This is a genomic window from Streptomyces sp. NPDC007157, from assembly GCF_040634235.1.
Lineage (GTDB): Bacteria > Actinomycetota > Actinomycetes > Streptomycetales > Streptomycetaceae > Streptomyces.
In genome coordinates, this window is record NZ_JBEYFE010000004.1 from 78,796 (window position 1) to 97,672 (window position 18,877).

General features: G+C 71.4%; 15 protein-coding genes. 12 read left to right on the forward strand and 3 right to left on the reverse strand.

Features of this window, described 5'->3' with window-relative positions; genetic code table 11:
• Positions 1–201: 201 nt before the first annotated feature.
• From ABZ642_RS08330 to ABZ642_RS08385, 12 genes are all read left to right on the forward strand, one after another.
• Positions 202–1,428 (forward strand): condensation domain-containing protein, encoded by a 1,227-nt coding sequence (locus ABZ642_RS08330; RefSeq protein ID WP_360479109.1) that lies wholly within the window; start codon positions 202–204, stop codon positions 1,426–1,428.
• A gap of 263 nt (positions 1,429–1,691) precedes the next feature.
• Positions 1,692–4,130, forward strand: a complete 2,439-nt coding sequence (locus ABZ642_RS08335) for an ATP-grasp domain-containing protein (protein ID WP_360479112.1) — start codon at positions 1,692–1,694, stop codon at positions 4,128–4,130.
• A gap of 26 nt (positions 4,131–4,156) precedes the next feature.
• Positions 4,157–5,836: a carbamoyltransferase C-terminal domain-containing protein gene (locus tag ABZ642_RS08340; RefSeq protein ID WP_360479115.1), complete on the forward strand. Its 1,680-nt coding sequence runs from the start codon at positions 4,157–4,159 to the stop codon at positions 5,834–5,836.
• Positions 5,836–7,212, forward strand: coding sequence for a lysine 2,3-aminomutase (locus tag ABZ642_RS08345; protein ID WP_360479118.1), 1,377 nt, complete (start codon positions 5,836–5,838; stop codon positions 7,210–7,212). The genes ABZ642_RS08340 and ABZ642_RS08345 overlap by 1 nt, the downstream gene beginning before the upstream one ends.
• A gap of 1 nt (position 7,213) precedes the next feature.
• Positions 7,214–8,479 (forward strand): pyridoxal phosphate-dependent aminotransferase, encoded by a 1,266-nt coding sequence (locus tag ABZ642_RS08350; RefSeq protein WP_360479121.1) that lies wholly within the window; start codon positions 7,214–7,216, stop codon positions 8,477–8,479.
• A 60-nt stretch (positions 8,480–8,539) separates the two neighbouring features.
• Positions 8,540–9,253 (forward strand): maleylpyruvate isomerase family mycothiol-dependent enzyme, encoded by a 714-nt coding sequence (locus ABZ642_RS08355; protein WP_360479124.1) that lies wholly within the window; start codon positions 8,540–8,542, stop codon positions 9,251–9,253.
• Between the two features lie 92 nt (positions 9,254–9,345).
• Complete coding sequence (locus tag ABZ642_RS08360; protein WP_360479127.1) at positions 9,346–10,482, forward strand: hypothetical protein; 1,137 nt, start codon at positions 9,346–9,348, stop codon at positions 10,480–10,482.
• A 32-nt stretch (positions 10,483–10,514) separates the two neighbouring features.
• The gene (locus tag ABZ642_RS08365; RefSeq protein WP_360479130.1) at positions 10,515–10,793 is read left to right on the forward strand and encodes a phosphopantetheine-binding protein; all 279 of its coding nucleotides are present in this window, start codon (positions 10,515–10,517) and stop codon (positions 10,791–10,793) included.
• Positions 10,790–11,974 (forward strand): acyl-CoA dehydrogenase family protein, encoded by a 1,185-nt coding sequence (locus tag ABZ642_RS08370; protein WP_360479134.1) that lies wholly within the window; start codon positions 10,790–10,792, stop codon positions 11,972–11,974. The genes ABZ642_RS08365 and ABZ642_RS08370 overlap by 4 nt, the downstream gene beginning before the upstream one ends.
• A gap of 61 nt (positions 11,975–12,035) precedes the next feature.
• The gene (locus ABZ642_RS08375; RefSeq protein ID WP_360479138.1) at positions 12,036–13,163 is read left to right on the forward strand and encodes an acyl-CoA dehydrogenase family protein; all 1,128 of its coding nucleotides are present in this window, start codon (positions 12,036–12,038) and stop codon (positions 13,161–13,163) included.
• 32 nt (positions 13,164–13,195) lie between these two features.
• Positions 13,196–13,831, forward strand: a complete 636-nt coding sequence (locus ABZ642_RS08380) for a 4'-phosphopantetheinyl transferase superfamily protein (RefSeq protein ID WP_360479141.1) — start codon at positions 13,196–13,198, stop codon at positions 13,829–13,831.
• 2 nt (positions 13,832–13,833) lie between these two features.
• A complete protein-coding gene (locus ABZ642_RS08385; RefSeq protein ID WP_360480148.1) occupies positions 13,834–15,408 on the forward strand; it encodes an AMP-binding protein in 1,575 nt (524 codons plus the stop codon).
• A 44-nt stretch (positions 15,409–15,452) separates the two neighbouring features.
• Here ABZ642_RS08385 and ABZ642_RS08390 read toward each other — a convergent pair whose 3' ends face one another.
• From ABZ642_RS08390 to ABZ642_RS08400, 3 genes are all read right to left on the reverse strand, one after another.
• The gene (locus ABZ642_RS08390; RefSeq protein ID WP_360479144.1) at positions 15,453–16,214 is read right to left on the reverse strand and encodes an SDR family oxidoreductase; all 762 of its coding nucleotides are present in this window, start codon (positions 16,212–16,214) and stop codon (positions 15,453–15,455) included.
• Positions 16,215–16,284: 70 nt separating this feature from the next.
• Positions 16,285–17,835 carry an altronate dehydratase family protein gene (locus tag ABZ642_RS08395; protein WP_360479147.1) on the reverse strand — a complete coding sequence of 517 codons (1,551 nt, stop codon included), beginning with the start codon at positions 17,833–17,835 and terminating at the stop codon, positions 16,285–16,287.
• 99 nt (positions 17,836–17,934) lie between these two features.
• The gene (locus ABZ642_RS08400; RefSeq protein WP_360479150.1) at positions 17,935–18,813 is read right to left on the reverse strand and encodes an SMP-30/gluconolactonase/LRE family protein; all 879 of its coding nucleotides are present in this window, start codon (positions 18,811–18,813) and stop codon (positions 17,935–17,937) included.
• Positions 18,814–18,877: the final 64 nt, after the last annotated feature.

Below are 18,877 nucleotides of genomic sequence, written 5' to 3' on the forward strand. Positions count from 1 at the left end.
GTTGCTTCGCCCTGAGGTAACTCCCTTGCCCCTGTGGCCAGTTCGGGCCCGCAGGAAGTGCGGGGAATGCGTCCGCCGGTGTCTCGGCCTGGACAGGGTTCAACAAAGTGTGGCAGCGTCGGACTCAACGTGGAAGTCAAATTCCGCATCCTGGAATTACGTCACTTGGGGGGGTGTATGTCCGAGGCGGGACCGCTTTCGTTGGGTCAGCTCTCGGTGTGGCACGACATCCGAGACCTGCCGCCCGTCCGGTGGCACGAGCCGAACAACGCGGCGGCCTGGCCCCTTTCGCGAGGCGTCGACGCGGGGCGCGTCCGTGCGGCGGTGCGGGCGATGGTCACCCGTCACCCGTCGCTCCGGACGCGATACGACCTCCACGACGCCGAGGCGCCCGGCCAGTTGCCGCCCGACGCCCACTGCCACGACGAACTGCCGGTGATCGAGGGTGGCGATGCCGAACCCGAGAGCATCGCGGCCGAGCTCGCCGCCGAGCCCTTCGATCTGGGCCGCGAACACGGCTGGCGGGCACGGTTGTTGACCCGAGACGGGACGGCTTCGCACCTCCTGTTCATCAAACACCACATCGTCGCGGACGCCTGGGCACAGGAACTGCTCCGCCAGGAATTCCAGCAGGCACTCACCGACTCGGTGGGGCTCGGCCCCACCCCGCCGGGTCCCGCCGAACTCGCCGCGGAACAGCACACCCCCGCCGGGCTCCGAAGACAGGCGGCGGCACTCGACCACTGGGCTCAACTCCTCGACCGGGCCCCTGCGGCCGCGCTGCCCGGTGCCGTCGGCGCGAGGGGCGACGTCGTCCAGGGCACCATGCACTCCGCACCCGCCCGCGCGGCCGCACACACCGTCGCCGACCGCGCGGGGGTGTCCGTCTCCAGCGTCATCCTGGCGGCGTACGCGTGCGGCGTGGCCCGCGCGTGCGGTACCGACTCCCTGCTGGTGCAACTGATGAGCGCCAACCGGTTCTCCAGCCGCTGGAAGAACCTGGTGACCTCGATGAACCAGTGGGTGCCTGCGCTGATCGAGGACGCCCGCGAGGGCGACCTCGGCATGCTGGCCCGTGCCGTGCACTGGAGTGGCCTGACCGCTTTCCGGCACGGCATGCACGACGTCACCGCCGTCGCGGCCCTGCTCGCCCGCCGGCCCGACGCCCCCGAACCGGCTTGTGCCTTCAACTACGTGGCGGTACCCGAGAACGCGCCGCACCGGGCCGGGGGACCGGTGCCCGACAGCGCGCCCGCCATCACCTGGGAGGAACCCTTCACCACCATCGGCCCGCGCTGCTACGCCCGCGCATCGGAGAACGCGCACTCGCTGTCTGTCCGGCTCACCGCCAAGGACCTGAGCCGTGCACAGTGCGCCGCACTCCTCTGGGACCTGCACGACACCCTGCTGACCGCCGCCGAGCGGTAGTGACCGGGCGGAAGGGGCCGCGGACCGAGGCGTCGCCGTCGGCCACGCCGCCACCCAACCGGCACGGCCGGCCCGCCCCGCACTCTTGTGATCCCCCACCGGACCACGGGAGTCGGCGCACTTCGGCGACGGACCTCGCCTCGTCGAAACCCGTGGTGGCGGGCCGTGGCGAGCGACTTCGCCGCACACCGCGCCTCCCGTCCCGGACCGCACCACCGCCCCGTCCGCCGCCCGCGCTCGTTCCTGCCCAAGGAGGCCTCCCCGTGCCCGAACACGTGATGATCATCCACCGGTGGTCCGACCGGTATGCCGACTACGCCGCGTACCTGGACCACGCCGCACACCACGTCAGCTACATCACCACTGAACGAGGCGCCCGCCACCTGCCGCTCGAACAGGCCGCCGGCGTACGGTTCGTCGACAGCACGGAGAACGTCAAAGCGGTCCGCGACGCGCTTGACTCCCTGGTCGAGCAGGTCGGGCCGCCGACGCGGATCGTCGCGCTGCAGGAGACCGACCTCGACCTGGCAGCCGAGTTGCGGGCCGCATTCGACCTCCCCGGCCTGCGCGAGGCGGATCTGGAGCCGCTGCGCGACAAACTGCTGATGGCGCGAAGGCTCGCGGAGACGGGTATCGCGGTGCCGGCGACCGCCGAGGCGCCGGACCACGACGCTGTGACCGCCTTCGCCACCCGGCACGGCTGGCCGGTGCTGGTCAAACCGCGACGGGGGACCGCCAGCGCGGGGATCACCCGGCTGGACTCCCCGGCGGACCTTCGGGCGTACGACTTCCCACGGGACATCGACATGCTCGTACAGCCGTGGATGCCCGACCAGGTCCTGCACGTCGACGGCGTCTACACCGGTACGGGGCTCGGAGCGTGGCGGGCGTCGCGCTATCTGAGTACCTGCCTGGAGTTCACCACCGGCACGGCCCTCGGCTCCGTCGAGATCGACGACCGCCCACTCCTCGGCCGTATCGGTGAGCTCACCGCGGCCACGGTCGGCACGCTGTTCACCGGGCCGTCGGTCTTCCACCTGGAGCTGTTCGAAAGCGGCACCGGTGCACTGACCGTCCTGGAGATCGGGGCCAGGCCGGGCGGGGCCGAAGTGCCGTTCATCTGGCGCGAAGTACACGGCATCGATCTGATGGCTGCGGCCTTCGCCCACCAGACGGGCACCGAGGACCGCACCGCCCGGACCGTCCGCGACCCCTCCCAGGTGGCGGGCTGGCTGCTGGTGCCGCCGTCCGTACCGATGCCCTGCCGGGTGCGTGCGATCACCTCGCACCAGGGGCACGCACCGTACGCCGAAGTCCTCCCCGAAGTCGGAGAGTTGTTGAACGGCGGCGGCTACGAGCACGCCGGGGCACGGTTCCGGTTCCGCGGCCGCAGCAGTGCCGAGGTGACGGCCGCCGTCCGCGGCACGATCGGGGACGCGGCGCTGGAGTGCACACACGTCGACACCGAGGCGCCCGCACAACTCGTCGTGGTGGGCTGCGGCAACCCGCCCTACCGCGAGTACGCGCTGCGCACCGTCGCCGCCCGGGTCCGCACCGCCCTCGTACAGCGTGCGGACATCGACTGGCAGCGCCGGTACGTGGCAGACGCCTTCCGGTCGGTGGACACCTCCGACGCCTCGGCCACCACCGCTGCCGTCGCCTCGCTGCTCGCCGCTCAGCCCGGCCCGGGAGCCGTACTGACCTGGGACGAGACGCTTCTGGAGACCACCGCCGAGGTCGCCCGCCGGCTCGGCCTGCCGCATATGAGCCCCGAGGCCGTGCGCCGCTGCCGCGACAAACTCGCCACCCGTCGGCTGCTCGGCGCCGCGGGCGTACCCTCCGCCCGCTTCCGCCATGTGCACACCCGGGAGGAGGCGCTGGCGGCCGCGGAGTCACTCGGGCTGCCGGTCGTCATCAAGCCCCGCGCACTGGCCGGCAGTATCGGCGTCACCCTCGTAGCCGACCCCGAACAGGTCCGGGGCGCCTTCGACCAGGCACACACCGCCTCCTTCCCCGGCATCGGCGCACTGGACGGGGCGATGGTGGAGGAGTACCTGTCCGGGCCCGAAATCAGCGTGGACTGCGCCGTGTTCGGTGGAGTGGTGCGGATCGTGAACGTGGCGCACAAGCGCCTGGGATTCGCGCCGTACTTCGAGGAGATCGGCCATCTCGTCGCCCCCTGGCGCCACGAACCCTGGGCCGACGAGATGCAGTCCGTGGTCACCGACGCCCACACGGTCCTCGGTATTGGCACCGGCCTCACCCATACCGAACTGCGCCTCACCGCCACCGGGCCGCGCATCGTCGAGGTCAACGGCCGGCTCGGCGGCGACTTCATCCCGCTGCTGGGCACCCTCGCCACCGGCGTCGACCCGGTCGAGGCGGCCGCCGATATCGCGCTCGGCCGAACTCCCGGGCTCACGCCCACCCGTGACCGCTGTGCCGAGGTCGGTTTCGTCTACCCCGACCACGACGGCGTGGTGAACTCCGTCGATCTGACCGCCGCCGCGGCCGAGCCCGGCATCCTCGAAGCCATCCCGCTCGCCGCCCCGGGCACCACGCTGCTGCTGCCGCCCCGCGGCATCGTGCCCCGGCTCGCCGCCCTGGTGGCCGTCGGCGAAACCTCCGAGGACTGCGCGGCCGCCCTCGCCCGCGCCCGACGCGCCGTACGGCACTCCCTCACCCCGCTCCCGCGACGCTGACCACCGGTCAACGAGGAGAGATACCCATGACATGGATTCTTGGTGTCAACGCACCGCCCACCGGCTGGCACGACAGCGCGGCCTGCCTCATCAACGGAGACGGCGAGATCATCGCCTTCTCCGAGGAGGAGCGCTGCAACCGACACCGTCACTCGCTCTACCGCAAGCCGCTCGGCGCCGCCCGGTTCTGCCTGGCGCAGGCCGGGATCCCCGCGGCCGACATCGATGTGGTCGCTCTTGGCTGGGACAGCGAGCAGCTCTACCCGCGGCGCTTCGCGACCGACGCCGAGTTCCTCGCGTACGCCGTCGGCCTCGACTTCGGCGACCGCTCGCCCGAGGTCGTCCGTGTCCCCCACCACCAGGCGCACGCAGCCTCCTCCTTCTACGCCTCGCCCTTCTCCGAAGCCGGCGTGCTCGTCATCGACGGACACGGTGAGAACGAGTCCTCCACCATCTGGACGTACAAGGACGGCGCCGAGCCCCGCCTGGAGCGCACCTGGCAGCGCACCGCGTCGCTCGGCTACGCCTATGACGCCGCCTCGACCTGGCTCGGCTTCTCCTTCCTCAATGCGGGGAAGACGATGGGCCTGGCCGCCTACGGACGCGCCGCCCGCCTCCCGGTGGAATCCCTCGTGGACATCGAGGCCGACGACTTCCGCCTCGCCGTCGAGCCGCTGGCGGAGCGCCACGGGAGTGCCACCGCCGAGCAGATCAAGGAGCAGTACGACGCCGTCGTCGGGCGGTGGCGGGAGCGCTACACGAAGATCGCCGGGGCGGCGGGGCCGGGCGCCCCCGAGGAAGCGCTCACCGAGGACCCGAACGCGATTCTCGTCGCGTACACCGCGCAGCGCCTCATCGAGGAGACGGTGACCCACCTCGCGGCGCTGACCCGCAAGGCATCCGGCGTCGAGCAGCTGTGCCTCAGCGGTGGCGTCGCTCTCAACTGCAGCACCAACGGCACCCTGCCCGGCCCGTTGTACGTGCCGCCGGTGCCGCATGACGCGGGCGTCGCCCTGGGCGCGGCGTGGACGGTGTGCCCGCCGCGGCGGCGGACCGGCCCGCTCAGCCCCTACCTGGGCACGGACATCCACGGACCCGACCACGTCAACGGCCCCGCGGCCCTGGACACCTCCGGCCTGATCCGCCGCGACCTGGACATCGACGAGCTCACCACGCTGCTGCTGGACGGCCGGGTCGGCGCGGTCGCCCAGGGCCGGGCCGAGGTGGGCCCGCGTGCCCTGTGCCGCCGGTCGATCATCGCGATCCCGAACACCGCGGATGTCAACACCCGGGTGAACGTCATCAAGAACCGTGAACAGTGGCGTCCCTTCGCGGGTGTGACCCGGCCCGGCTACGGGGCCCGGCTGTGGGAACAGCAGGAGCACCTGAGCCGCTACATGCTCGGCGCGGCCAAGGCCACCGAACTCGGCCGACACGTCGCCCCCGGCGTCGTCCACGTCGACGGCACCACCCGGCCGCAGGTGCTGCACGGCGACGAGGCCCCGGCCGTGGGAGCCGTACTGGACTCCCTCCAGCGGCACGGAGTACCGCCGGTGCTGCTCAACACCTCCTTCAACGACAAGGGCGAGCCCGTCGTCGACACCGCGGCCGACGCACTGCACTCGTTCCGCTCCATGGACCTGGACTTCCTGGTGCTCGGCGACGAGGTCTACCGCAAGCCGAAGCAGCGGGGAGGTGCGCACTGATGCCGGTCGGCCTGCCGGAACCCGTCCGCTTCCGGGCGTACGGCCCGCGCCACATCGACGACATCGCCCGCCGCTACGGACTGCCGGAGGAGATCCGGAAGACGGTGCGCAGGGTGTCGCTGGTACTGCCTTTCCGGGTCAACGAATATGTGCTGTCCCAGCTCATCGACTGGGACCGGGTCCCCGACGACCCGATGTTCCAACTGACCTTTCCACAGCGCGGCATGCTCACCACGTCGGATGAGGACCAACTGGCCAAACTGTCCGCCGACCCCGCCGACAAGCTCCTGCTGCGGGAGGCCGTTCAGGAGATACGCGGCCGTCTCAACCCGCATCCGTCCGGTCAGCAACAGCTCAACGTGCCGAGCCGGGACGGCGTCCAGCTCCCCGGCCTCCAGCACAAATACCGCGAGACGGTGCTCTACTTCCCCGGCCAGGGCCAGTCCTGCCACGCCTACTGCACCTACTGCTTCCGGTGGGCGCAGTTCATCGGGGACGCGGACCTGCGCTTCGCCGTGCCCGACCCCCGCGGGCTCATCGACTATCTGGGCGGGCACCCCGAGGTGCAGGACGTGCTGGTCACCGGCGGGGACCCGATGGTGATGTCCACCGAACGGCTGCGCAGCCATCTGGAGCCGCTGCTGGGCGTCGATTCGGTCCGTACGATCCGGATCGGCACCAAATCCGTGGCCTACTGGCCGCAGCGGTATGTCACCGATCCGGACGCCGACGACGTCCTGCGGCTGTTCGAGCGGGTCGTGGCGTCCGGGCGGCAGCTCGCCGTGATGGCGCATTTCAGCCACCCGCGCGAGCTGGCGACCGACCTCGCGCGGCAGGCCGTGGCCCGCATCCGGGCCACCGGCGCGGTGGTCTACTGCCAGGCACCGCTGATCGCGCATGTCAATGACGACGCCCAGGTGTGGAGCGAGCTGTGGCGGGCGGAGCTGGCGGTCGGCGCGGTCCCCTACTACCTGTTCGTGGAGCGGGACACGGGGCCGTACGACTACTTCAAGGTGCCGCTGGGCAGGGCCGTCGAGATCTTCTCCGAGGCGTACCGCACGTTGCCCGGGCTCGCCCGGACCGTGCGCGGCCCGGTGATGTCGGCGACGCCCGGCAAGGTCCTGGTGGACGGGGTCGAGGAGCGGCCCGACGGGACGTTCTTCCGGCTGCGGATGGTCCAGGCGCGGATCCCTTCACTGGTGGGCAGGCCGTTCGCGGCCCGCTACTCGGCCGGTGCCGCCTGGCTCGACGAACTGGAACTGGCCCCCGGCACACCCGCCGACCTCGTGGCAGCCGTGCGCGGCGGCGCACCGGCCGGATCCGAACCCGAGAACCCGGCACGCACCGCGCGGCCGACCGTGCGGAAAGGAATCTGAGATGACCGCCGTCGTCGTGGCACCTCCCTCCCCGAATCTGGCGCTGAACCAGTTGGTGGACCAGCGCCGGGCCGCGGGGGAGTCACTGGTCCACATGGCCTTCGGCGAGGCCAGGCTGCCGGTACTGCCCCAGCTGGCCGAGCGGCTGGCACAGGGCGCGACGCGCTCCTCCTACGGCCCGGTGGCCGGCGCCGCGGGCGTACGCGGCGCGGCGGCCGGCTACTTCGCCCGCCGGCGGCTGTCCACCGCGGCCGACAGCATCGTGCTCGCGCCGGGCAGCAAGCCCCTGTTGATGGCGTTGCAACTGGTCACCCCCGGCGATGTGCTGCTGCCACGGCCCGCCTGGAACACCTACGCGCCACAGGCGGCATACGCCGGCAAGCGGGCCTACGGCGTGCCGATCCCCGCGCAGTGCGGCGGCGTGCCCGAGCCGGCCGCGCTGCGCGAGACGATCCGTACGGCACGGGCGGCGGGCGGCGACCCCCGGATGCTGATCCTCACCCTCCCCGACAACCCGACCGGAACCCTCGCGCCACCCGCCTTGATCCGCGAACTGTGCGCACTCGCACGGGCCGAGGACCTGCTGATCGTCTCGGACGAGATCTACCGGGACATCGTCCACGACCTACGAGCCACCCCCTTCCTCAGCCCCGCCGAAGTGGCCCCGGAACGCACCGTTGTCACCAGCGGACTGTCCAAGACGCTCGGGCTCGGCGGCTGGCGGATCGGCGTGGCACGCTTCCCGGAGAGCGACAGCGGGTCCCGGCTGAGGGACGCGGTGATCTCGGCGGCCAGCGAACTGTGGTCGACGCTCGCCGGGCCGATGCAGCACGTCGCGGAGTACGCCTTCGCCGAGCCGCCCGAGATCGTCGAGCGGATCCGGGCGAGCGCCCGGCTGCACGGTGCGGTGGCCCGTGCGGTCCACCGGATCGCGGTGGACGTCGGCGCCGTATGCCGCCCGCCCACCGGAGGGTTCTACGTCTACCCGGACTTCGAGCCGCTGCGCGACCGGCTGACCGGACGTGGCGTCACGGACTCGGCGTCCCTCGCGGGCCGCCTCCTCGACGACTCCGGGCTCGTCGTGCTGGCCGGTCATCTGCTGGGCGACACCCCGCACGCACTGCGCTTCAAAGTCGCCACCAGCCTGCTCTACGGGAACGAGCACCAACAGGAGGAGGCCCTGCGTACCGACTCGCCGACACGCTTGCCGCACATCGCCGGCGAACTGTCCAGGATCGCCGAGGGCTTCTCCCGGCTGGTCGCCTAGCGCACCGTGCGGACCGCCGACGAGAACAGCCCGAGGAGGAAACACGTTGAAGGAAACACGTTGAAGGAAACAGCCCCCACCCCGGAGTCCTTCCAGGAGATCGCCGCCGCCGCGGACCGCCTCCTGGCCGGCCTGGCACGGCTTGATGACGACGACATCGCGGCACCGTCATCGCTTCCCGGCTGGACCCGCGGCCATGTCCTGAGCCACCTGGCGCGGCAGGCGCCCGCGCTGGAGCGGCTGATGGAGTGGGCGCGTACAGGGGTCGAGACACCGCAGTACGAGAGCCGGGAGGCCCGGGACGCCGAGATCGCGGCGGGCGCCGGCCGGTCGGCCGCCGCGCTGGTGTCGGACGTCCGTGAGACCGCGGCGCACTTCCAGCACACGATCGAGACGCTGCCGGCGGGCGCGTGGCAGGCGCTCATCAGGCCGTTCACCGGTGAACTCTGCACCCCGCGGCGGATATTGGTCATCCGGATACGCGAACTCGAATTGCACCATGTGGACCTTGACATCGGATACGGGTGCGCCGACATTCCCGACGCGGCGCGGGAGATCATCCTGGCCGACGTACTCGGCTACTACGCCGAGGCCGAGGGCGTACCGGAATTCACGCTGCTCGACAGCGCGGGAGTGGTACTCGGGCGTTTCGGCACCGGCGGCCCGGACGTGTCCGGCACGCGCGCGGACGCGCTCGCCTGGCTGGCCGGGCGCTCCGGCGGAGCGGGACTCGCCTCGACCGCGGAGCTGCCTGTACTACCCGGATGGCTCTGACCGGCAGGCCCGCAACGTGTGCCGGAACAACTCCCAGCGACCTCCCGGCAATCCCCGAACGGTCTCCGAGGAATCAAGGAATGTGAACGGATATGGCGGACACAGTGGAACCGGAGCATTTCGACATCGGTTCAGTTCATACCGGTCTACTGGACTGCATTCAGGTAAACCTGGCGGTACTCGCCGACCACCACTACGGCCCCGGGGCACATCTGCGACTGGGCGCGTCGCTGGACTTCCGCTGTTGGGAACGCGCGGACGGTCTGCCGACGGTCGACCCACCGCTGACGGAACACCTGAACACACTGCCGGCAGCCCTGGGGCTCCAGGTGGTACGGCGGGAGTGCCTGCCCCGTGCCGAACTGCTGGCGGCGATCGCCGAGCGCGGCGGGACGTGGTACGTCGTCGCGGACTCCTTCCACCTGCCCTGGCTGCCGTACCACCGGCAGGCACACATGGATCACAGTTTCCTGCTCGCTGCCGGCCCGGACGGCTGGCGTGTCACGGACGCGTACCGCAGCGAGACCCAGTGGGGGCCGGCCGTGCCCGGCCACTGGACGCCGGCCGAGGAAGACCTGGCGGGCATCGAGTCGGCCGAGCTCATCGAACTGGTGGCGGTGGGTGCCAAGCCCGTGTCGGAGCTGCCGCCCACGCTGACCTCGGACGAGGCCACGGTGGCGGCGTACCTCGCCGCGTACGACGCCTGCGCCGACCGCGAGCGCGCTGTCGAACAGCTCACGGTCGAGACCTGGCTGCTGGCCAGAGCGCGCAAGTTGCACGCGAAATACCGTGCGCTGTTCGCCGACCGTGCCGACAGGACAGAGGCCGAGGAGGGTCATCTGCGTGCCTGGGACAAGGTCGTCGAGCAGACCTATCTCGCGCACCGACGGGTGTCCCGAGGGCACGCCGAGCCACCGGGTGTGGTGGACCGCCTGCGGCAGGCCCTCGCCGGCGACCGCACCCTCCTCGGCGTCGCGCCCGCTGGGCACCCGGCCACGGACGACGCGCTGCGGCATCGCGTGGCGGCGGTGGCCGGTGCGGTGCTCGGTGTCGGGGAAGCCGAACTGCTCGGCGGTGCCCCGTTGGACTCCTTCGCCTCGTTCAGCTCGTTCCGTCTGATCGAAATCATCGAGCGGCTGGAGAGCGAACTGGAGAGGGAGTTCGACGCCGACGAGCTCATCCCGGAAAACCTCCGTCGACTCGACGACCTGTGCCGCATCGCCCGTTGACCACCCCCAGAACTGACGAGAGGTGTCCCGCCATGGATCCCCGTTTGACCGAACTCCTTCGGCCCTTCCTCAAGAACGCCGGCCCCGATGAGCTCGTCATCACGTCCGACACCGACCTGCGCAGGCTCGGCGTCGACTCCATGCAGGCCATCGAGCTGCTCTTCGCCATCGAGGACTCGTTCGGGATATCCCTGCCGGACGACGAGCTCAACGACGCCACGTTCGCCACCGCCGGCAGCCTGTGGCGAGCGATCTCCGCACAGATCCCCGACGCGCCCGACGACGGGATCACCGGCCGGGTGACCGCATGAACACCGGGCCCACCGTCTCGAGCTCCGTCCCCCTGGACCTGGCCGCCCGTCTCGCCCTGGTTGCCGAGGCCACGGACCGGCACGCGGCTCGCACCGACCGTGCCGCGGAATTCCCGGTGGACGCGCTGGATGCGCTGCGCCGCACCGGGCTGCTCGGCCTCCTGATCCCCCGCCGATACGGTGGACTCGGCGGCGGCGTGAGCGACCTCTTGGCGGCCACGCAGACGCTGGGGCGGAGCGACATGTCCGTCGCGATGATCTTCGCGATGCACTGCCAGCAGGCGTCGGCCCTTGTCCGGTACGGAAACGAACGGCTGCGCAAAGAGCTCCTGCCGAAGACAGCGGCGGGAGAGATCTATCTCGCCTCCGTCACCACCGAAGCCGGCAAGGGCGGACATCTGCTCAGCGCGCAAGCCCAACTGAACGATTCCGGGGCGGATTTGGTGATCGACCGCTTCGCGCCGATCGTCACCGGTGGAATGCACGCCGACGGCTTCCTCATCACGATGCGCAGCCCGCAGGCCGCCACGGCGAACGAGGTCTCGCTGGTCTACGCGCACCGCGACCAACTCACCCTCACCGACTCCGGGGAATGGCAGCCGATGGGCATGCGGGCCAGCCACAGCATCGCGCTGAAACTGACCGGGAGCATCCCCGGGCACCAAGTCGTGGGCGAACACGGCGAGTTCCATGAGATCGCCACCGAGATCTTCGGGCCGCTGGCCCATCTGGGCTGGTCGGCGGCGTGGCTCGGCACGGCGGCGGGCGCGCTCTCCCGAGTGCTGCGGCTGCTGCGCAGTCCGGCGGGCCGTGAGCGCTTCGATCTGACATCGGAGCTGCTGCTCACCCGGATCTCCCGGTCACGCCGGCGCCTGGACGCCGTCCACGCACTGCTGCGGCAGACAGCCACAACGGTGGAATCGGGCGCGGACCTCTCACTGCCGGCACGGCAACTCCAGCTCAACTCCCTCAAGATCACCGCATCCGAGGAGTGTTTCGCGGCGGTGGACGATCTGGTCACCGCGCTCGGGCTGCGGCACGGCTACCTCAAGGACTCGCCCACCCGTCTCGAACTGGCGCTGCGGGACCTGCGCTCCGCGGCGCTGAACTACAGCAACGACCGGCTGCACCTCGCCGACGGCCGACTGGCGCTACGCGACCAGGGAGTGACCTTTGCCTGAGACACGGCCACAAGAGCCCTCGGCAGCGTCGCCCGTCATGCCGTCTTTCCCGTCGTCCGGCATGTCATCCGGCACCGGCGCACCGGACGCCACCGGCTACGCCGCGCTGGACGCCCTGCCCCGTACCGCGAGCGGCGCCCTGGTATGGGCCGCGCTCGGCCGGGCGGGCCTGGTCACGCGCGGCTACCACGACGGCGTCGTCCCGACAGGCGCCGACCCCGTGGGGCTCGCAGGGCTGCTCACCGCCGTGGACGCCCGTTTCTCGATCGCGTCCACACTCTCGGTGAGCGTCCAGCTGGCCACCGCGCTGCCGGTCCTGGCGACGGGCCGCACGCCGGTGGCGCGGCACGCGCTGGAACGTGCGCTCACCGGCCAGGTGACCATCGCCCTGGCCGCAACCGACGTCACAGCGGGCACCGACCTCACCGCGCTGCGCACCCGGGTACGGATCGAGGACGACGCCCTGGAGGTGGCCGGCGAGAAGAACTGGATCGCCAACACCACCACGGCCGGATACTTCCTGGTGCTGGCCCGGCACCGCCCGGGGCGGCACTTCACCCACTTCACCTGGGTCCTGGTACCCGCCGACGCCCCCGGCGTCACCGTGCGCCCCGCCGACTCCGCGCTGTTCGCCGCCTCGGGAGTCGGCCATGTCACCTTCGACGGTGTACGACTCGACCGGGACCATGTGCTGGGCCGGATCGGCTTCGGACTCCCCGTCTTCGTCCGCCACATCGGTACCGAACGCCTCGCCGGCGCCCAGTGGGGCGTGGCCCTGTGCCGTCGCGTACTGGAAGACACCCTGCGCCACGTGCGCGGTCGGCCGCACGGCGAGGGCAGCCTGTGGGATCTGGAGGGCGTACGGCAGCGCTTCGCGACCTGCCTCGTGCGGGTGCGTGAACTCCAGGCCCTGGTCGCGCAATACGCGGAGCCGGTCACCCTGCGCCATGACACGACGGCCGCCGCAACCCTCAAAGCGGCCGCCGGATCCACCGTCAACCACGTCCTGACCGAGTGTGGGCAGCTGTGGGGGGCGGCCGGCTTCGCCACCGGCGGTATCCAGGAAGTCCGCGCCCAGGCCGCGCTGTTCGGCATCGGGGGCGGCGCGAACGAAGTGGTCCTGGGCGCGGTCGCGGACGCCGCCGAGAGCATACTGGCCGGCCTGGCCCTGCCGGGCACCCTGCCGTGAGGGCACCGCTCCAGGTCGGGGACCAGGTCTGGGTGACCTCCACGACGGCCGACCAGGTGGCGCCCAGCACCCACCACGGCGATCTGCGCCGGGCGGCCGAACTGCCGGAATGGCGAGCCCGCGCGTTCCTGACCGGCCGCGCACTGCTGAGAGCACTGGTCGCCGAGGTGCGGCCGGCCCTGACGGGTGCGGAGATCACCGTGGACCGGCGCGGGAAGCCCTGGCTGCGCGACCATCGCGAAATCGGCGTCAGCGTCTCGCACAGCCGGGGCACGGTCGCCGCGGGCGTCGCGGTCGGCCGCCTCCTCGGCGTGGACATCCAGAGGCCCGACACCTCCGTCACCACGTCTTTCGCCCGCAAGTTGCTGCGCGAGCACGCCCAGCGGCTCGCCACACTGCCCCCGGCACGGGCCGTCGAGGAAGTGGCCTGGGTGTGGACCGCTCAGGAGGCATGCGTCAAGGCCAGCGGGGCGGGGCTCGCCGGCCGGCCATGGACCATCGACGTGCCGCCGGGCGCCCGCACCGGCCGCTGGGGCGACTACCGCTGGATCAGCCTGCGCGACCATTCCTCCGTTCCGTTCAGCTGCGCGTTCCCGGAGCCCGCGTCCGATGCGGCTGCAGTTGGCATGTCCGGCAAGACCGCGAAACACGAGAAAGGCGAACGGTGAGTATGCCCGCCGAACGGCACACCCTCTACGACTGGTTCGCTGCGTCGGCCGCCAGGTACGCAGACCACTCAGCGCTGGAGGTCGGCGACACAGCCCTGACGTACGCGGAACTCTCCGCCCTCGCCGACAGCGTCGCGGTCCGCCTGCTCCGGCTCCTGGACGGCCGACCGCCACACCGGGTGGGCTTGCTGGCCGGGCGCACCATCGATGCGTACGCGGGATATCTCGCCATCCAACGCCTCGGCGCTGTGGCCGTCCCGCTCGGCCCCGCCTTCCCGGCCGAGCGCAACGCCCGGATCGTACAGGCCGCGGGGGTCGATGCCGTCCTGGCCGACGGGACCACCGACCAGACCGGTCGGCTCGACGTCCCGGCCCTCACCCTGGCCGACCCCCAACCGTTCCGCCGCACGCCCGACCCCGCCCTTCCCGCCGGCAGGGCCCGGCCCGAAGATCTGGCCTACATCCTGTTCACCTCGGGCTCGACCGGTGTCCCCAAGGGCGTCCCGATCCAGCAGCGCAACATCTGCGCCTATCTCGCCCATGTCGTCCCGCACGCGGCGGCGGGCCCCGGCGCCCGTCTCTCGCAGACCTTCGACCTGACCTTCGACCCCTCGGTCTTCAACATGTTCACCGCCTGGGGGAGTGGTGCCACGCTGGTCGTGCCGACCCGCGACGAGCTCCTGTCGCCGGTCCGCTTCGTCAACCGGCGAGCCATCACCCACTGGAACTCCGTACCCTCGGTGATCTCGATCGCCAAGCGGCTCCGGGCACTGCGGGCCGGGATCATGCCGACGCTGCGCCGGAGCATGTTCTGCGGGGAGGCGCTGACACTCCAGCAGGCGGCGGCCTGGCAACAAGCGGCTCCGCACAGTTCGGTGGAGAACGCCTACGGCCCGACCGAACTGACCGTCACCTGTACCACCTACCGGCTTCCGCCGGACCCGGCGGACTGGCCGGAACCCGCCAACGGCACCGTACCGATCGGCACCCTGCACCCGGACCTGCAACTCCGGCTCCATGAAGGTGAGTTGTGCATAAGAGGTCCGCAGCGCTTTCCCGGCTACCTCGATCCGGCGGACAACACCGACCGCTTTCTCGCGCCCGACGGCACTCCCTGCGACCCTTCGACCGCGCTGACCGACGCCCACTGGTACCGCACCGGCGACCGTGTCGGTCCCCTGTCCGACGGCCGCGGCGACGCCGAGAACAGCGGTACACCGGGCGATCTGCCGCTGGTTCACCTCGGGCGCTTCGACCAACAAGTCCAGGTGCACGGCTACCGGGTGGAGCTCGGTGAGGTCGAGGCCGCGCTGCGCACACTGCCCGGAGTCGTCGACGCGGCCGTCCTGACGCTGACCACCCCCAGCGGCATCGAACTCGCCGCCGCGTACACCGGCACGACGGACGACGTGGACGATCTCCGAGCCGCCCTGCGCCGCCGTCTCCCCGCCTATATGGTGCCCGCGGGCCTCACGGCACTGGACGCTCTCCCGCTCAACCGCAACGGCAAGGTCGACCGCGCGGCCCTCGGCGCCGTACTCGGGGCGGCGGCCCGCTCGGCCGTTCTCGGCGGCTGAGTCCGAACGCGCCCGGTCACCCCGCACATCAGGGCCGACAGCCGTCAGGCCGCCGTCATCCCGCCGTCGATCGTCAGCGCGGCCCCGTTGATGAACCGGCCCTGGTCTCCCGCCACGAAGGCGACGAGTGCGGCGACCTCCTCGGGGGTGCCGAGCCGGCCGTCGAGTTGGCGGGCCGCCATCGCCGCGCGGGCCGCGCCGGGATCGGGGGCGTCGGAGAGGATCTTGTCGATCCACTCCGTCTCGACCGTCCCCGGGCAGATCGCCACACAGCGCACGCCCTCCCTGGCGTGGTCCACCGCGACGGCACGCGTCAGTCCGACCAACCCCGCCTTCGACGCGCAGTACGCGGCACGTCGTGCGAGGCCCACCTGACCGCCCACGGAAGCGATGTTCACGATCACACCCGCACCGGCCGAGATCATGTGGGGCAGGACGGCCCGGGTCAGGTAGAACGGCCCGGTGAGATTCACGCCCAGCACCAGGTCCCAGTCACCGTCGCTGGTCTCCAGTACGTTCGCTGCCACCCCGACTCCCGCCACGTTCACCAGGACGGCCGGGGATCCCAGCAGGCCGACGGTGGACTCCGCCGCCGCGGTGACCTCCTCGGCCCGGCGCAGGTCCAGGGGAGTCTCGTGAGCGGTGCCGCCCTCCTTCTCGATCAGGACCCGGGTCCGGGACAGGCCGGCCCGATCGAGGTCCAGCAGAGCCACCGTGAAACCGTCACCGGCCAGCCGTAGGGCGGTTGCCCGGCCGATTCCCGAGGCGGCTCCGGTGACGATGGCGGTCCTGTGCTGAAGCGTCATGCCGCGACCTTTCGTAGTGTGCGGACGTCCCGCGGCGATGCGCCGTACGGTCGAGGAGGGGCTGTTCGGGTCACAGGACCGCCCCCATGCGCCAGGGGACGATCTCCTCCGTCCCGAAGCCGAGTGCCTCGGACTTGCTCTCGGCGCCCGACGCCATGTCCACGAGGGCCTCGAACAAGGCGGTGCCGTACGAGACCTGGTCGGCGTGGCTCATGGCCGGGCCGGCGTCGAAGTCGATGTCGCCGCGCATCCGCTCGTACAGCCCGCTGGTGGTGCTGATCTTCAGGCAGGGGACCGGACGGGAGCCGAACAGCGAGCCGCGTCCGGTCGTGAAGGCGAGCAGGTTGGCGCCGCCGGCGACCATGCCGGTGGCCGACACGGGGTCGTAGCCGGGCGTGTCCATGAAGGTGAGGCCCGGCGCGGTGACCGCCTCTCCGTATCCGACGACGTCGTTCAGCGGGCTGGTCCCGGACTTGAGCACGGCGCCCAGGGACTTCTCCCAGATGGTGGTGATCCCGCCGGCCCGGTTCCCGCGCGACGGATTGTTGTCGAGTGTGGCGCCGCCCGCGGCCGTGTACTGCTGCCACCAGGCGATGAGTTCGTCGATGCGGGCCGCCGCCTCGGGGTTCGACGCCCTGTCCCGCAGCAGGTGGTGGGCGCCGTAGATCTCGGGGGTCTCGCCGAGGACGACCTTCCCGCCGGCCGCGACGAGCAGGTCGGCCGCGACGCCGAGGGTGGGGTTGGCGGTCAGCCCGGAGTACGCGTCGCTGCCGCCGCACTGGAGACCCAGCGTCAGTTCCGCGAGGGGGATCGGCGTTCGGCGCGATGCCGCGATCCCGGAGACCAGGCGCTCGATGCGGTCGAGCGCGGCGTTCACCGTCGCCGCGGTGCCGCCGAGGTCCTGGATGGTGAGGGTCTCGGTGCCGGCGTCGTCGCCGAGGAGGTTCTCCGGCTGGTTGACCTCGCAGCCGAGGCTGATCAGGAGGGCCGCCGCCACGTTCGCGTGGCCGAGGTAGCCCCGCAGGGTGCGCCGCAGGATGGCGTCACCGGGGGTGCCCTCCGCCATTCCGCAGCCGAGGTCGTGCGGAAGCGCGATGACGCCGTCGAGGCCGGGAGTCCCCTTGTGCCGGTCGTCGGCCCGCTGGGCGATCATCCGGGCCACCGTGGCGGAGCAGTTCACGGTCGGCACCACGACGATGTAGTTCCGGGTGGCCGCCCGCCCGTCCGCCCTGCGGTAACCGAGGAAGTGGTCGCGGGTGGGGGCGGCGGAGGCGGGCCGCGTGCGGGCCGGCGACGGACGCGTCGCCGGCTCCTGCCACCCGCCGATGCCCAGGTTGTGCACATGCACGTGCCCGCCCGCCGGGATGTCGGCCAGGGCCACGCCGATCACCTCGCCGTACTTGCGGACCGGCGCACCCTTCGCGATATCGCGCAGCGCGACCTTGTGCCCGGCGGCGATGTCCTCGACGACCGGTGCCGTGCCGTCGGCGAGTTCGACGGGCGTCCCCCGTGGCACATCCCCGAGGAGCAGCCCTATGTCGTCCGGTCCGGGCCGGGGCACCAGCGGCCTGACGGCTGCCACCGGGCCCGCTGCCTCTGTGTCACGACGTTCACTGTCCATGCCATCGACCGTATGACGCCAATACCGCACAAGGGAAAGACGGTTATCGATGGTCATTCATCCGGAATGCGAATGCCCCGTGCCCTGGGGGCGGTTCCGTCAGGCCCGGAACGGCCGGACGGGGACCCCGTGCGTACCGGTCTCGATGACGAAGACGGAACCGGACAGCGGGGACCTGTCCAACTCCTCGGCGGACAGGCCGTTGCGGGCCGAGGTGATGTACAGGCGGCCGTCCGGACCGAAGGCGCAACTGGTCGGCTGGAGGACGGGCACCGGAACGATCCCGACGACCCGCCCGGTCGGGTCGTACCGTCGCACCTCGCGGCCCCCGTGCATGGCCACCCAGAAACACCCCTCCACATCGACGGCGAGGCCGTCGGGAACGCCGGCCCCCTCGGTCTTGGCCAGCACCTCCAGGCGGCCGAGCTCTCCCGGCTCGGCGTGGAAGTCGGCCCGGTAGAGGAGATTGGCGTAACTGTCGGCGAGGTACAGGACGGTGTCCTCGGCGTTCCAGCCCAGGCCGTTCGGCAGGACGAGACCGCCCGCGACGACGACGCTCGGCCCGTCGCCGTCCCACCGGTGCAGCCGGCCCTGGCCCGGCGCGAACTCCATGTCGTTGCTGCCGGCCCAGAACCGGCCGTGGGAGTCCACCTTGCCGTCGTTCATGCGCAGGTTGGGCTCGGGCAGCACCGGGTCGACCAGCGTCAGCCCGCCGTCGGTGACGAAACCGAACCCGTCCGCCACGGCGGCGGCGAAGCCCTCCTGCGTGGCGCGGGGCGCGACCGCGCCGACCATCGTGCCGACCTCCGTGACGGTCTGCCGTCCGTTCGACAGATCGTCGTCGTACACCTTGCAGCCGTAGATGTCGACCCAGAGGAGGTGTCCGGTACGCGGGTCGAACACCGGCCCCTCACCCACGTCCGACGTATCGCTGCGTACCGCCACATCGAGATTCGAGTACGTACGGACAGTGGCCATCGCGACTCCGATCCTTGCGGCTTTCGACCAACCTCACCCCGCTCACCCCGAGATCGTCAACGGC

Bases quoted from the DNA above. Each gene is read 5' to 3' on its own strand.
- ABZ642_RS08345 (WP_360479118.1), top strand. From the start codon at position 5,836: ATGCCGGTCGGCCTGCCGGAACCCGTCCGCTTCCGGGCGTACGGCCCG.
- ABZ642_RS08370 (WP_360479134.1), top strand. From the start codon at position 10,790: ATGAACACCGGGCCCACCGTCTCGAGCTCCGTCCCCCTGGACCTGGCC.
- ABZ642_RS08375 (WP_360479138.1), top strand. From the start codon at position 12,036: ATGTCATCCGGCACCGGCGCACCGGACGCCACCGGCTACGCCGCGCTG.
- ABZ642_RS08385 (WP_360480148.1), top strand. From the start codon at position 13,834: ATGCCCGCCGAACGGCACACCCTCTACGACTGGTTCGCTGCGTCGGCC.
- ABZ642_RS08400 (WP_360479150.1), bottom strand. From the start codon at position 18,813: ATGGCCACTGTCCGTACGTACTCGAATCTCGATGTGGCGGTACGCAGC.
- ABZ642_RS08395 (WP_360479147.1), bottom strand. From the start codon at position 17,835: ATGGACAGTGAACGTCGTGACACAGAGGCAGCGGGCCCGGTGGCAGCC.
- ABZ642_RS08360 (WP_360479127.1), top strand. From the start codon at position 9,346: ATGGCGGACACAGTGGAACCGGAGCATTTCGACATCGGTTCAGTTCAT.
- ABZ642_RS08390 (WP_360479144.1), bottom strand. From the start codon at position 16,214: ATGACGCTTCAGCACAGGACCGCCATCGTCACCGGAGCCGCCTCGGGA.
- ABZ642_RS08340 (WP_360479115.1), top strand. From the start codon at position 4,157: ATGACATGGATTCTTGGTGTCAACGCACCGCCCACCGGCTGGCACGAC.
- ABZ642_RS08365 (WP_360479130.1), top strand. From the start codon at position 10,515: ATGGATCCCCGTTTGACCGAACTCCTTCGGCCCTTCCTCAAGAACGCC.
- ABZ642_RS08350 (WP_360479121.1), top strand. From the start codon at position 7,214: ATGACCGCCGTCGTCGTGGCACCTCCCTCCCCGAATCTGGCGCTGAAC.